This window comes from Elioraea sp. Yellowstone, from assembly GCF_006704265.1.
In the GTDB taxonomy this organism is placed as follows: Bacteria; Pseudomonadota; Alphaproteobacteria; order Acetobacterales; family Acetobacteraceae; genus Elioraea.
In genome coordinates, this window is record NZ_VIKA01000004.1 from 18,931 (window position 1) to 32,098 (window position 13,168).

The following is a 13,168-nucleotide window of genomic DNA, read 5'->3' on the forward strand; positions in this document are numbered from 1 at the left end:
CTGATGGCGGAAGGATCGGCCGCCGCGGGGCTCGCGCACCGGGTCCGTCGCACGGGGGGGCGGCGGCGTCTCGCCGCCGCCCTGCTGGTCATGCCGCTGTTCGTGTTCCTGCTGGTCGGCTTCGTCGGGCCGATCGCCGCGCTGCTGGCGCGCGGCGTGCAGGACACCGAGGTGCCGCGCGTCCTGCCGCGCGTGACCGCCGCGCTGGCCGAGTGGGACGGGCGCGGCCTGCCGGACGATGCCGCCTTTGCCGCGCTCGTCGAGGACCTGCGCGCGGCGCGCGCCGCCGGCACACTCGCCCAGGCGGCGACCCGGCTCAACTACGACATCAACGGCTTCCGCACCCTGATGTTCGCGACCGCCCGCCGGCTGCCCGTCCCGGGCGAGGATGCGCGCGCCGCGCTCATCGCCGCCGATCCGGCCTGGGGCGAGCGCGCGACCTGGGCGGCGATCCGGCGCGCCGCCGGGCCGGTCACCGACTTCTACCTGCTCGCCGCGCTCGACCTGAAGCGCGACACGGACGGCGCCATCGTCGCCGCGCCCGCGGAGCAGGCGATCTTCCTCGACGTGCTCGCGCGCACCTTCGGCATCAGCGCCCTGGTCACGCTGCTCTGCCTGGCGGCGGGGTATCCGGTGGCGGCGCTGCTCGCGAGCCTGGAGCCACGGCGCGCGGCGGTGCTGTTCGCCTTCGTGCTGCTGCCGTTCTGGACCTCGCTGCTCGTGCGCACGGCGGCCTGGGTCGTGCTGCTGCAGCGCGAGGGCGTGGTCAACGCAGCCCTGCTCGGGCTCGGGCTCGTCGAGGCGCCGCTGCAGATGATCTTCACGCGCTTCGCCGTGGTGCTGGCGATGGCGCACATCCTGCTGCCCTTCATGATCCTGCCGCTCTATGCGGTGATGCGCGCGATCCCGCCCGGGCTCGGCCGCGCCGCCGCCTCGCTCGGCGCGCCGCCCTGGCTCGCCTTCCTGCGCGTCACCTGGCCGCTCAGCCTGCCCGGCGTCGCGGCGGGGTCGCTGATGGTGTTCATCCAGGCGCTCGGCTACTACATCACCCCGGCCCTGCTCGGCGGCGCCTCCGACCAGATGATCTCCTGGTTCATCGCCTTCTACGCCTCGCGCACGGTGAACTGGGGCATGGCGGCGGCGCTCTCCGCCCTGCTGCTCGTCGCCACCGCCGCGCTCTATGCCGTCTATGCCCGGCTTGCCGGCGAAACCCAGGCGAGGATGGCATGAGCGCGCCGCGCACGCCGCTCGGCCGGCTCGGCCGGGTCGTCCACTGGGCCTTCACGCTCGCCGTGCTCGCCTTCCTGGTGGCGCCGATCCTGGCGATCGTGCCGCTCTCGTTCTCCGCCGGCTCGTTCCTGCACTACCCGCTGCCCGGGCTGTCGCTGCAGTGGTACCGCGAGTTCTTCGGGAGCCCGTTCTGGATCGACTCCGTCGTCAACAGCCTGATCATCGGCGCCGGCGCGACCGCGCTCGCCACCACGCTCGGCACGCTCGCCGCCTTCGGGCTGTGGCTCGCCCGCCTGCCCGGACGCGGCGTCGTGGTCGCGGTGCTGATCGCGCCGATGGTGGTGCCCTCGGTCGTCGCCGCCGTCGGGCTGCTGTTCGCCTACGCCCCGGTCGGGCTGGCGAACAGCCATGCCGGCATGATCCTGGCCCACACCGCGCTCGCCGCGCCCTTCGTGGTGGTGACGGTCTCGGCCACACTCTCGGGCTTCGACCGGACGCTGCTGCGCGCGGCCGCCGCCTGCGGCGCCGGTCCGGCAACCGCGTTCCGGCGCGTCGTGCTGCCGCTGATCGCGCCGGGGGTGGCGGCGGGCGCCCTGTTCGCCTTCGCGATCTCGCTCGACGAGGTGGTGGTGGCGCTGTTCCTCGCCGGCCCCGGCCAGCGCACCCTGCCGCGGCAGATGTTCGCCGGCCTCAACGACAACCTGAGCCTCGCCATCGCCGCTGCGGCGACGATCCTGATCGCGCTCTCGATCCTGCTGATGGCGTCCGTCGGCTGGCTGCGCGGCCGCGCGGCGCGGCTCGCTGCGCGGACGGGCCAGCCCTAGCCGGCGCATGGCCGCCTCGCCCACCGCCGACGCCGCGCTGACCCGGCGCGACGGCGCGATCGTCCTCTCCGGGCGGCTCGATGCGCGTTCGCTGGCCACGCTCTGGGAGGAGGCGGTCGCCGCGGTGACGCCGGGCGCGACGCTGACGATCGATCTCTCCGGCTGCGGCTACTGCGATCTCTCCGGGACCGCGCTCCTGCTCGCCATGGAGGAGCGGGCGGGAACGCCGGCACGGCTGGTCGGCGCCGATCCGCGCACCGTCCGGCTGGTCGAGCGAGCGCGCGAGGCCGGCGCGGTGCGGCCCCCGCCGGCGCCAGGCCCCGCGCCGAGCCTGCCGGTCGCCCTCGGCGAGGCGGTGGTCCGGCGCCTGCGCGACCTCGGCATGCGCATCGCCTTCCTCGGCCAGACCGCCGCGGCGACGGCGCTGACCGCGATGCGTCCGCGCTCGCTCAGGCTCGCCGACACGCTGCACCAGGCCGAGGAGGTGGGCAGCCGCGCGCTGCCGCTCGTCTGCATGATCGGCTTCCTGTTCGGGCTGATCCTCGCCTTCCAGTCCTCGATCCCCCTGCGCCAGTTCGGCGCCGACATCTTCGTCGCCAACCTCGTCGCGATCTCGGTCTTCCGCGAGCTCGGCCCGCTGCTCTCGGCGGTGATCCTGGCGGCGCGCTCCGGCAGCGCCTTCGCCGCCGAGATCGGCACCATGAAGGTGAACGAGGAGATCGACGCGCTGACCACGATGGGGCTCGACCCGTTCCGCTTCCTCGTCCTGCCGCGGCTGCTCGCCGCGGTCGTCATGATGCCGGTGCTGATCGTCGCGATGAACCTCGCGGCGATCGCGGGCATGTCCTCGGTGATGCTCTCGCTCGGCTTCCCCTGGGCCGCGATCTCCTCGCAGGTGGTCACCTGGACGGGACCGTCGGACGTGTTCGGCGGCCTCGCCAAGGGGCTCGTGTTCGGCGCGGCGGTGGCCGGCATCGGCTGCGCGCGCGGGATGGCGACGGGAGTCGGGCCGCGCGCGGTCGGCGAGGCGGCCACCGCGGCGGTGGTCGGCGGCATCGTCGCGATCATCGTGCTCGACGGCATCTTCGCCGTCCTGTTCTATCTGATGGGATGGTGAGCGCATCCGCCTCGGCAGCGGTGTCCGACGGCGACGGGGTGGCGGCCTCGGTGCGCCGCGTCGCCATGCGCTTCGGCGCGACGACCGTGTTCGAGAACGTCACCTTCGACGTCCGGCGCGGCGAGGTGTTCGTCATCCTCGGCGGCTCCGGCTGCGGCAAGTCGACCCTGCTCAAGCTGATGATCGGGCTCCACGCGCCCGCCGAGGGGACGATCACGATCCTCGGCCAGGAGATCGGGGCGCTGCACGGCGAGGCGCGACGGCGACTGCAGCGGCGCTTCGGCGTGATGTTCCAGTCGGGCGCGCTGTTCGGCTCGATGAGCGTGCTCGAGAACGTCGCCCTGCCGCTGGCGAGCTTCACCGCCCTGCCGCCGGCGGCGATCGAACGGATCGCGCGCATCAAGCTCGGACTGGTCGGCCTCGCCGACGCGGCGCACCGGATGCCGGCGCAGCTCTCCGGCGGCATGATCAAGCGCGCGGCGATCGCGCGCGCGATCGCGCTCGATCCGCCGCTCGTCTTCCTCGACGAGCCCTCGGCGGGGCTCGACCCGATCACCTCCGCCGGGCTCGATGCGCTGATCGTCTCGCTCGCGCGCGACCTCGGCATCACCTTCGTCGTCGTCACCCACGAGCTCGCCAGCATCCTCGCGATCGCGGACCGCGTGATCATGCTGGACCGCGAGGCGCGCGGGGTGATCGCGGAGGGGGATCCGCGCCGGCTCAAGGCGGAGAGCACGCACCCGCTGGTGCACGCCTTCTTCAACCGCACCGAGCCCGGAGGCGCCTGAGGAGCGGCAGCGATGGACCAGAAGAGCCTCTACTTCCGCATCGGCAGCGCGATCCTGGGCGGGCTTGCGGGCCTGCTCGCGCTGCTCGTCTGGATCGGATCGGATACGTTCCGCCGCCGCGGGATCATGATGGAGACCTATTTCGGCGAGACCGTGCAGGGGCTCGAGGTCGGCGCGCAGGTGAAGTTCCGCGGCGTGACCATCGGCGCCGTGCGCCAGATCTCGGTGGCGGCGGCGGAGTATCCGCAGGCGGTCGGCGAGACCCTCGCGACCGACCCCTCGCTCCGCCTCGTCGTGGTGCGCTTCGAGCTGATCCGCGAGCGGGTCGCCGGTTCGGACGGGCGCGACTTCCGCGAGATGGTCGATGCCGGGCTCAGGATGCGCATGGCAAGCCAGGGCATCACCGGCATCGTCTATCTCGAGGCCGACTTCGTCGATCCGGCACGGTTCCAGGTCCTGCGCCCGCGCTGGGAGCCGGCCTATCCCTACATTCCCTCCGTGCCCTCGACGCTGACGCAGTTCCAGACCGCGGCCGAGCAGCTGATGGCCCGGCTGAACGACGTCGATGTCGGCGGGCTGGTGCAGCGGACGGACGCGCTGGTGACGGCGCTGACGGAGGCGGTGTCGAGCGGCGAAGGCTACCGCCTGCTCGTCGAGGCGGCCGATGCGGCGGCCGAGCTGCGCACGGCCGTGCACAGGATCGCCCCCGCGCTCGAGGCCACGGCCGCCGAGGCGGGCGCGGCGACGAAGGCGCTGCGCGAGATCATGGAGGGACGCGAGATGCGCGCGATCGTCACCAACACCGCCGCCGCGACGGCCGAGCTCCGCGCGGCGCTGGCGCGCCTGCCGGCGACGCTGGCGACGGCCGACCAGACGGTGCGGCGGATCGACGCCCTGGCGAGCGACGCCGACCGGGATCTCGGCCCGATCCTGCGCGACCTGCGGGCGATGGCGGACAATCTGCGCGCACTGACCGAGCAGATGCGCCGCTACCCGAGCCAGGCGCTGTTCGGCCAGCCGCCGCCGGGGGGGCCGGCCGAGGAGCCGCGGCCATGAGGCGGCGCGGCGTGCTGGCGGCGCCCGCCCTCCTCCTGCTCGAGGGCTGCGCGAATCCGCTGTCGCGCCCCTATCCCGAGAAGCGGCTCTACGTGCTCGCGGCGCGGCGCGCGACGGCGCTTCCCGCCCCGCCGCAGGGGCGGGTGCTGGTGGTGCGCTCCGTCACGCCGGCGCCCGGCATGGAGGGACGCGGCCTGGTCACGCGCCGCCCGGGTCACGTGCAGGAGAGCGACTTCTGGAACGAGTTCTTCGCCCCGCCCGCCGCGATGGTGCAGGACGCGCTGCGGCAGTGGCTGTCGGATGCCGGGCTGCATGCCGCGGTCCTCGACCAGGGCAGCCGGGCGCGCGCCGATCTGGCGCTGGAGGCCGTGCTCGTGGCCGCGATCGGCGACGGCAGCGATCCGGCCGCGCCGGCCGCACGGCTGCACCTGCAGACGCTGCTGCTCGGCCTCGACCGCACCCCGCCGCGCATCCTCGCACGCGGCGACTACGACCGGCGCGTGTCGGTGGCCGCGCTCGCGCCGGACGCCGTGGTGGAGGGGTTGTCGCGCGCGCTGGCCCTCGTGCTGGCCGATCTCGAGACCGATCTGCGCCGGGTGGCGGGCGCGTGACGGGGCCACGGCGCGACCGGCACCGAAGGGAACGCGGGCCTCGCGGCGAGGGATGGGCCGGCGCGTCGACTTGACTGGTATGGTAGTATGGTGCATCCTCTGGCCATGGGCGCGACACCCGGCACCCTCAACGCGCAGGACGCGATCGCTCCGCAGGTCGTCCGCCTGCTCCGCGACGCCATCATCCGCGCCGAGCTCGCCCCTGGCAGCGCGATCTCCGAGGCGGACATCGCCCGCCGCTTCGGCGTCAGCCGCCAGCCCGTGCGCGAGGCCTTCATCAAGCTCCGCGAGATGGGCCTGCTCGAGATCCGTCCCCAGCGCGGCACGCTGATCCGCCGCATCTCGGCGCGCGACGTCATGAATGCGCGCTTCGTTCGCGAGGCGGTCGAGGTCGCGGTTGTCCGCGAGGCTGCGGCGGAGCGGCCGGCCGGCCTGATCGACGACCTGCGCGGCCAGATCGTGGCGCAGAAGGCGCTGGCCGGCGCCGAGGACGGACCGGGATTCCTGCTCCTGGACGAGCGGTTCCATCGCACCCTCGCCGAATCGATCGGCCGCGGCTTCGCCTGGACCGTGCTCGAGAGCATCAAGGCGCAGATGGACCGCGTGCGGTTCCTGAGCGTTGCCGGCGCGACCCCCCTGCGCGAGCTCGTACGCCAGCACGACGCGGTGGTGGACGGCATCGCCGCGGGCGATCCCGACCGCGCCGAGCGCGCCATGCGCACGCATCTGCGCGAGATCCTGTCCAGCCTGCCGCGCATCGCCGCCGCCCACCCCGACTACTTCGACGTCGAAGAACCGCAGCCGCCGCGATCGGCCGCGGCCTGACCGCCACCCCCTCGTCGCCGCATGGTGCGGGACGAGACGAACACGGGAGAGACGCCATGAATCGCAGACTGTTCCTCGGGACCGGATCCGCCGGGCTTGCCCTGCTCGCCGCGCCCGGCCTGATCGGCCGCGCGCGCGCCCAGGCCCGCGTCACCCTCAAGCTCGGCCATCTCGCGAACGAGCAGAACGTCTGGCACAAGGCCGCGCTGCGCTTCGCCGAGGAGGCGGCCAAGCTCTCCGGCGGGCGGATCGAGGTGCAGGTCTTCCCGAACGACACGCTCGGCCGCGAGATGGACCTGATCAACGGCATGCAGCTCGGCACCGCCGACATGACGATCACCGGCGAATCGCTGCAGAACTGGGCGCCGCTCGCCTCGCTGCTCGCCGTGCCCTACGGCATGACCTCGCTCGCACAGCTCGACCGCGTCGCCGGCGGGCCGATCGGCCAGCAGATCGAGGCGGAGATCGTCAGCCGCGCGCGCATCCGCCCCCTCGCCTATTTCGCGCGCGGCCCGCGCAACCTGACCTCCAACCGGCCGATCCGCACGCCCGACGAGCTGAACGGGCTCAGGCTGCGCGTGCCGAACGTGCCGCTGTTCGTCGCGGTCTGGAGCGCGCTCGGCGCCCGGCCCACGCCGATGGCGTTCGGCGAGGTGTTCACCTCCTTGCAGAACGGCACGATCGATGCGCAGGAGAACCCGCTCTCGCTGATCCGCAGCGCCAACTTCAACGAGGTCCAGAAGTTCGTGAACCGCACCGAGCATGTGCGGAGCTGGATCTATCTCGCGATCAGCGAGCGCCGATTCCAGTCGCTCTCCGCCGCCGACAGGGAGGCCGTGACCGAGGCCGCGAAGCGCGCCCAGGCCCATGAGCGGGCGCTGTTCCTGGAGGACGAGAAGAGCCTCGAGGACGATCTCAAGAAGCGCGGCATGACCTTCGTCGAGAGCGACCAGCAGGCCTTCGCGGCCAAGGCGCGGCCAGCCGCGATCAGCAGCATCCGGCCCGAGGCCAAGGCGCTGCTCGAGCAGATCCTCGCCCTCGGCGCCTGAGCGCGACGTGCCCCGGCGCGCTGCCGCGCGCCGGGACCTGACGGAGGGTTGCCATGCTCTCGCTGCTCGGGCGGTTCCACGCGGCGCTGCGCGCCGCCGTCGGCGCCTGTTTCACCGTGCTGCTGGCCGCGGTGCTGCTCCAGGTCGTCTCGCGCCTGGCCCTGCCGAACCCGCCGGTCTGGACCGAGGAGCTGTCGCGGTTCTGCCTGATCTTCGCGGCCGCCCTCGGAGGCGGGCTCGCGCTGCGGTCGGGCGAGCTCGTCGGTGTCGACGTGGTCACCGCCGCCCTGCCGCCGCCCCTGCGCCGCGCGGTCGACGCGATCGGCTGCCTGGCGATCATCGGCTTCTGCGCGCTCCTGCTCGCGCCGGCCTGGGAGTTCGTCGATATCGGCTCGCTCCAGTCCTCGCCCGCGCTCGGGTGGAACATGTTCTGGGTGCACATGGCGATGCTGATCGCGCCGGCCACGCTTGCGCTCGCCGCATTCGAGCGGCTGGTGGGCCTGTTCACGCCCCAGGCGCGGAGGGGGTGATGTCGCTCGCCCTGTTCGGCCTCAGCTTCGTGCTCGCCCTGCTCGCCGGGATGCCGGTGGCGATCGTGCTCGGCATCTCCTCGGCCGTGTACATCCTCGCCGCCGACCTGCCGCTCGCGGTGATCCCGCAGAAGATGTTCGCAGGCATGGACTCCTTCGTCCTGCTCTCGATCCCCGCCTTCGTGCTCGCCGGCAACATCATGAACGGCGGCGGCATCACCGACCGGATCATCCGCTTCTCCAACGCCATCGTCGGGCATCTGCGCGGCGGGCTCGCGCAGACCAACATCGTCGGCTCGATGATCTTCGCCGGCATCTCCGGAACGGCCGCGGCCGACGCGGCCTCGCAGGGCGCGGTGCTGATCCCCGGCATGGCGCGGGTCGGCTATCCGGTCCCCTACGCCGCGGCCGTGACGGCCGCCTCCGCCGTGGTCGGGCCGATGATCCCGCCGAGCGTGCCGATGATCATCGTCGGCTCGCTCACCGGCATCTCGGTCGGCCAGATGTTCCTCGCCGGCGCCGTGCCCGGCGTGCTGCTCGGCCTCGGCATGATGGTGCCGGCCTACCTCCTGGCGGTGCGCGACAACCACCCGCGCGAGGCCTGGAAGGGCTGGTGCGAGGTCTGGCTCAGCTTCAGGGACGCCGTCTGGGCGATGGCGATGATGGGGCTCGTGCTGTTCGGCATCGTCGGCGGGTTCTTCACGCCCACCGAGGCGGCGGTGATCGCCGTCATCTACGCGGCCGTGGTCGGGCTCTTCGTCTATCGCGAACTCTCCTGGCGCCACATCCCCAAGCTGATCGCCGACAGCGCGATCTCGGGTGCCGCGATCATGGTGCTGGTCGGCTTCGCCAACGTGTTCGGCTGGATCCTCGCCTCCGAGCGCGTGCCGCAGCTGCTCACCGACGGGATCATGGCGATCTCCAGCGAGCGCTGGGCGGTGCTGATCCTGATGAACCTGCTGCTGCTGGTGGTCGGCATGTTCATGGAGACGATCGCGGCGCTGATCATCCTGTTCCCGCCGCTCCTCGCGGTCGCGACCTCCGTGGGCATCGACCCCGTGCACTTCGCCACCTTCGGCGTGTTGAACCTGATGATCGGGCTCTCGACCCCGCCCGTGGGCGTCTGCCTGTTCATCTGCGCCAGCATCGCGCGCATCTCGATCGCCGAGATCACGCGCGCGGTCTGGCCGTTCCTGGCCTCAAACCTGGTCGTGCTCGCGCTGGTGACGGCGATCCCCGGCCTGTCGCTCTGGCTGCCCGGCCTGTTCTACCGATGAGGACCGCGATGACCACCACCGATGTCTGCGTGCTGCACGGCGCGCGCGACCTGCGCATCGAGACGCGCGAGCTTTCCCCGCCCGGCCCCGGCGAGGTCGCGGTGCGCGTCGGTGCGGGCGGCATCTGCGGCTCGGACCTGCACTACTTCCTCGACGGCGGATTCGGCACGATCCGCGTGCGCGAGCCGATCATCCTGGGCCACGAGGTCGCCGGCACGGTCGAGGCGCTGGGGCCCGGCGTGCGGGGCCTCTCGGTTGGCGATCGGGTGGCGCTGAACCCGAGCCACCCCTGCGGGAGCTGCGCGTACTGCCGGCGCGGCGAGCAGCAGCACTGCCTGGAGATGCGCTTCTGGGGCAGCGCGATGCGCATGCCGCACGTGCAGGGCGGGTTCCGCCGGCGCATGGTGGTCGCGGCAACGCAATGCGTGACGGTCGGCGAGGCCGTGTCGATCGGCGAGGCGGCGATGAGCGAGCCGCTCGCGGTCGCGCTGCACGCGGTCGCCCAGGCGGGCAACGTCGCCGGCAGGCGCGTGCTGATCACCGGCTTCGGCCCGATCGGCGCCGTCGTGCTGCTCGCCCTGCGCCACGCCGGCGCGGCCGAGATCGCGGTCACCGACATCGTGCCCGAGCCACTCGCTCTCGCGCGCCGGCTCGGCGCCGCGGCGGCCTACGACGTCACCGCGGACCCGGATGCGCTCGGCCCCGAGCAGCGGGACAAGGGCCGGTTCGACCTCGCCTTCGAATGCTCGGGCAATCCGCGCGCGCTCGCCCAGGCGATCGCCTGCGTCCGCCCGCGCGGCACGATCGTCGAGGTCGGCGTCGGCGGCGCCTTCGACGTGCCGATGAACACCGTGGTGGCGAAGGAACTGCACCTGGTCGGCACGTTCCGCTTCCATGCCGAGTTCGCGGAGGCCGCGCGGCTGATCGCCAGCCGCGCGATCGATGTGCGCCCGCTGATCACCGCGACCCGCCCGCTGGACGACGCGGCGGCCGCCTTCGCGCTCGCCGCCGACCGCCGCCGGGCGATGAAGGTCCAGCTCGACTTCGCCTGACCCCCGGGAGACCGAGAGATGGAAGAGACCTGGCGCTGGTTCGGCCCCGCCGACGACATCAGTCTGGAGGAGATCCGCCAGACCGGGGCGACCGGGATCGTCACCGCCCTGCACGAGATCCCCTACGGCGAGGTCTGGCCCGAGGAGGCGATCCGCGAACGCCAGGCGACGATCGCGCGCGCGGGGCTGACCTGGAGCGTGGTCGAGAGCCTGCCGGTGCACGAGAACGTCAAGCGCGGCGCGGGCGACCTCGACCGGATCTTCGGCAACTACCGCACCTCGCTGCGCAACCTCGCGCGCTGCGGCATCCGCACGGTCTGCTACAACTTCATGCCGGTGCTGGACTGGACGCGCACGGCGCTCGCGCATCCGCTGCCGACCGGCGCGACCGCGCTGCGCTTCGACGCCGTTCTGCATGCCGCGTTCGACGTGCTGATGCTGGAGCGCCCCGGGGCGGAGGCCGAGCACGACCCGGGCGTGCTGGAGCGCGCGCGGCGCTGGTTCGCCAGGGCGACGCAGGCCGACAAGGACGCGCTGCTCGCCACCATCATGGCGGGCCTGCCCGGCGCCTATGACCGCTACGACATCCCCGGGCTGAAGGCCGTGCTCGCGAGCTATGCGGGGATCGACGCGGCGACGCTGAAGGCCCACCTCGCGCGCTTCCTGCGCGAGGTCGTGCCGGCCGCGGAGGAGGTGGGCGTGCGGCTCTGCATCCACCCGGACGATCCGCCCCGCCCGCTGCTCGGCCTGCCGCGCATCGTCTCCACCCATGCCGACCTCGCCGACATCGTCGGCGCGGTGCCCTCGCGCGCGAACGGCATCACGTTCTGCACCGGCTCGCTCGGCGCCGGCGCCGCCAACGATGTGCCCGCCATGGCGCGCGCGCTGGCGCCGCATGTCGCCTTCGCGCATCTGCGCAACGTGCGCAAGGAACCCGACGGCTCGTTCTACGAGGCCGATCACCTCGACGGCGATGTCGACATGCCGGCCGTGGTCGCCGCGCTGCTTGCCGAGGAGGCGCGGCGCAAGGCGGCCGGCGAGGCCGACTGGCGCATCCCGTTCCGCCCCGATCACGGCCACCAGATGCTGTCGGATTTCGGCCGCCGCACGCATCCCGGCTACACGCTGATCGGGCGGCTGCGCGGGCTTGCGGAGCTGCGCGGCGTGGTCGCCGGGCTCTCCCATCGCCCGGCGCGATGATGCGCCTCTCCGCCGCCACGCTGCACCGCCTGCCGGCATCGGTCGCGCGCCCCGGCTACCCGCGCGAGGCGGTCACGCCGGGCATCGTCCATCTCGGCCTCGGCGCGTTCCACCGCGCGCACCAGGCGGTGATGACCGAGGCGGTGCTCGCGGCCGGCGGGACGCGATGGGGGATCGTCGCGGCCAGCCTGCGCAGTCCCGCGACGCGCGATGCCCTCGCCCCGCAGGATGCGCTCTACACCGTCGCCGTGCGCGAGGGCGACGACCAGCGCCTGCAGGTGATCGGCGCGATCCGGGCGCTCCACGTGGCCCCCGAGGACCCGGAGGCCCTGCTGCGCGCGATGTGCCACCCCGCGGTCCGCATCGTCACGCTGACCGTGACCGAGAAGGCGTACTGCCACGACCCGGCGACCGGCGCGCTCGACGAGGCGCATCCGGAGATCCGCCACGACCTCGCCGAACCCGGCCGCCCGCGTACCGCGGCGGGCTTCCTGGTGGAGGCGCTGCGCCGCAGGCGGGCCGCCGGGATCGCCGCCTTCACGGTGCTCTGCTGCGACAACCTGCCGGCCAACGGCCATTTGCTCCGGCGGATCACCTCCCGCCTCGCCGCGCTCGGCGATCCCGGCCTCGGCGCGTGGATCGCCGACGAGGTCGCCTTCCCCTGCACCATGGTCGACCGGATCGTTCCAGCAACGACCGACGAGGACCGCCGCCGCATCGCCGCCGGGCTCGGCCTGCGGGACGCCTGGCCGGTCGTCTGCGAGCCCTACTCGCAATGGGTGATCGAGGATCGCTTCCCGGCCGGCCGGCCGGACTGGGAACGCGCCGGCGCCACCTTCACCGACGATGTCGCGCCGTTCGAGCTGATGAAGCTGCGCATGCTGAACGGGGCGCATTCCGCGCTGGCCTATCTCGGGTATCTGGCGGGCCACGAGACCGTCGCGGAGGCGGCCTCCGATCCCGTGTTCTCCGCCTTCCTCGCGCGTCTCTGGCACGAGATCATGCCCACGGTGCCGGCCCCGCGCGGGGTGGATCTCGGCGACTACGCCGCGCGGCTGCTGGACCGGTTCCGCAACGCCGCGCTGCGCCACCGGACCGCGCAGATCGCGATGGACGGGTCGCAGAAGCTGCCCCAGCGCCTCCTCGGCACGATCCGCGACGCACTCGCCGCCGGGCGGTCCTTCCCGTGCCTGGCACTCGGCGTCGCCGGCTGGATGCGCTACGTCGCCGGCGTGGACGAGCGCGGCCGGCCGATCGACGTGCGCGACCCGCTGCTGCCGGCCCTGCAGGCAGCCAGCGCGCCCGGCCTTCACGATGCGCGTGCGTTCGCCTCCCGCCTGCTCGGCATCGAGGCCGTCTTCGGACGGGACCTGCCGCGCGACGGGCGCTTCCGGTCCGCGATCGAGCAGGCCCTGGCGCGCCTCGTCGGCGAGGGCGCCCGCGCGGCCGTCGCGGCCCTGGCCGGTACGGCCGCGGCAGGGCCGCGCTGAACGCGGCCCGCCGCCGTTCCAGCTCCGGCCCCCGCACCCGGGACCGCGGCCCTCCTCCAGGTCTCCGGATGACCGTCCGGCCGCCATGGCCGGAGGACCGCGGCACGGCCCCGACCGGC

13 protein-coding genes are annotated in these 13,168 nt (G+C 73.4%); all 13 read left to right on the forward strand.

What is annotated here, in order from left to right; all coding sequences use genetic code 11:
• Nucleotides 1-3: 3 nt before the first annotated feature.
• The 13 genes from FK498_RS01515 to FK498_RS01575 all read left to right on the forward strand — a co-directional run bounded on the left by FK498_RS01515 (nt 4) and on the right by FK498_RS01575 (nt 13,049).
• A complete protein-coding gene (locus tag FK498_RS01515) occupies nt 4-1,230 on the forward strand; it encodes an ABC transporter permease (protein WP_141851048.1) in 1,227 nt (408 codons plus the stop codon).
• Nucleotides 1,227-2,054, forward strand: coding sequence for an ABC transporter permease (locus FK498_RS01520; RefSeq protein ID WP_141851049.1), 828 nt, complete (start codon nt 1,227-1,229; stop codon nt 2,052-2,054). The genes FK498_RS01515 and FK498_RS01520 overlap by 4 nt, the downstream gene beginning before the upstream one ends.
• Before the next feature lie 7 nt (nt 2,055-2,061).
• Nucleotides 2,062-3,171, forward strand: coding sequence for an ABC transporter permease (locus tag FK498_RS01525; protein ID WP_141851050.1), 1,110 nt, complete (start codon nt 2,062-2,064; stop codon nt 3,169-3,171).
• The gene (locus FK498_RS01530) at nt 3,165-3,959 is read left to right on the forward strand and encodes an ABC transporter ATP-binding protein (protein ID WP_141851051.1); all 795 of its coding nucleotides are present in this window, start codon (nt 3,165-3,167) and stop codon (nt 3,957-3,959) included. The genes FK498_RS01525 and FK498_RS01530 overlap by 7 nt, the downstream gene beginning before the upstream one ends.
• 12 nt (nt 3,960-3,971) lie before the next feature.
• Complete coding sequence (locus FK498_RS01535; RefSeq protein WP_141851052.1) at nt 3,972-5,015, forward strand: MlaD family protein; 1,044 nt, start codon at nt 3,972-3,974, stop codon at nt 5,013-5,015.
• Nucleotides 5,012-5,626, forward strand: a complete 615-nt coding sequence (locus FK498_RS01540) for an ABC-type transport auxiliary lipoprotein family protein (protein ID WP_141851053.1) — start codon at nt 5,012-5,014, stop codon at nt 5,624-5,626. The genes FK498_RS01535 and FK498_RS01540 overlap by 4 nt, the downstream gene beginning before the upstream one ends.
• Nucleotides 5,627-5,731: 105 nt before the next feature.
• The gene (locus FK498_RS01545) at nt 5,732-6,451 is read left to right on the forward strand and encodes a GntR family transcriptional regulator (protein WP_141851089.1); all 720 of its coding nucleotides are present in this window, start codon (nt 5,732-5,734) and stop codon (nt 6,449-6,451) included.
• A 56-nt stretch (nt 6,452-6,507) separates the two neighbouring features.
• Entirely contained in the window at nt 6,508-7,500 is a 993-nt protein-coding gene (locus FK498_RS01550; RefSeq protein ID WP_141851054.1) for a TRAP transporter substrate-binding protein, read from the forward strand.
• 53 nt (nt 7,501-7,553) lie between these two features.
• The gene (locus FK498_RS01555; protein WP_141851055.1) at nt 7,554-8,030 is read left to right on the forward strand and encodes a TRAP transporter small permease; all 477 of its coding nucleotides are present in this window, start codon (nt 7,554-7,556) and stop codon (nt 8,028-8,030) included.
• Nucleotides 8,030-9,307, forward strand: a complete 1,278-nt coding sequence (locus FK498_RS01560; protein WP_141851056.1) for a TRAP transporter large permease — start codon at nt 8,030-8,032, stop codon at nt 9,305-9,307. The genes FK498_RS01555 and FK498_RS01560 overlap by 1 nt, the downstream gene beginning before the upstream one ends.
• A gap of 8 nt (nt 9,308-9,315) precedes the next feature.
• Nucleotides 9,316-10,359, forward strand: a complete 1,044-nt coding sequence (locus FK498_RS01565) for an L-idonate 5-dehydrogenase (protein WP_141851057.1) — start codon at nt 9,316-9,318, stop codon at nt 10,357-10,359.
• 18 nt (nt 10,360-10,377) lie between these two features.
• Nucleotides 10,378-11,559 (forward strand): mannonate dehydratase, encoded by a 1,182-nt coding sequence (gene uxuA, locus FK498_RS01570; RefSeq protein WP_141851058.1) that lies wholly within the window; start codon nt 10,378-10,380, stop codon nt 11,557-11,559.
• Complete coding sequence (locus tag FK498_RS01575) at nt 11,559-13,049, forward strand: mannitol dehydrogenase family protein (RefSeq protein ID WP_141851059.1); 1,491 nt, start codon at nt 11,559-11,561, stop codon at nt 13,047-13,049. Before uxuA ends, FK498_RS01575 begins: the two co-directional genes overlap by 1 nt.
• Nucleotides 13,050-13,168: the final 119 nt, after the last annotated feature.

What these genes read in the sequence shown, in the direction of transcription:
- uxuA (WP_141851058.1), top strand. Translation starts at nt 10,378, where the DNA reads ATGGAAGAGACCTGGCGCTGGTTCGGCCCCGCCGACGACATCAGTCTG.
- FK498_RS01555 (WP_141851055.1), top strand. Translation starts at nt 7,554, where the DNA reads ATGCTCTCGCTGCTCGGGCGGTTCCACGCGGCGCTGCGCGCCGCCGTC.
- FK498_RS01565 (WP_141851057.1), top strand. Translation starts at nt 9,316, where the DNA reads ATGACCACCACCGATGTCTGCGTGCTGCACGGCGCGCGCGACCTGCGC.
- FK498_RS01530 (WP_141851051.1), top strand. Translation starts at nt 3,165, where the DNA reads ATGGTGAGCGCATCCGCCTCGGCAGCGGTGTCCGACGGCGACGGGGTG.
- FK498_RS01575 (WP_141851059.1), top strand. Translation starts at nt 11,559, where the DNA reads ATGCGCCTCTCCGCCGCCACGCTGCACCGCCTGCCGGCATCGGTCGCG.
- FK498_RS01540 (WP_141851053.1), top strand. Translation starts at nt 5,012, where the DNA reads ATGAGGCGGCGCGGCGTGCTGGCGGCGCCCGCCCTCCTCCTGCTCGAG.
- FK498_RS01560 (WP_141851056.1), top strand. Translation starts at nt 8,030, where the DNA reads ATGTCGCTCGCCCTGTTCGGCCTCAGCTTCGTGCTCGCCCTGCTCGCC.
- FK498_RS01545 (WP_141851089.1), top strand. Translation starts at nt 5,732, where the DNA reads ATGGGCGCGACACCCGGCACCCTCAACGCGCAGGACGCGATCGCTCCG.
- FK498_RS01535 (WP_141851052.1), top strand. Translation starts at nt 3,972, where the DNA reads ATGGACCAGAAGAGCCTCTACTTCCGCATCGGCAGCGCGATCCTGGGC.
- FK498_RS01515 (WP_141851048.1), top strand. Translation starts at nt 4, where the DNA reads ATGGCGGAAGGATCGGCCGCCGCGGGGCTCGCGCACCGGGTCCGTCGC.
- FK498_RS01520 (WP_141851049.1), top strand. Translation starts at nt 1,227, where the DNA reads ATGAGCGCGCCGCGCACGCCGCTCGGCCGGCTCGGCCGGGTCGTCCAC.
- FK498_RS01550 (WP_141851054.1), top strand. Translation starts at nt 6,508, where the DNA reads ATGAATCGCAGACTGTTCCTCGGGACCGGATCCGCCGGGCTTGCCCTG.
- FK498_RS01525 (WP_141851050.1), top strand. Translation starts at nt 2,062, where the DNA reads ATGGCCGCCTCGCCCACCGCCGACGCCGCGCTGACCCGGCGCGACGGC.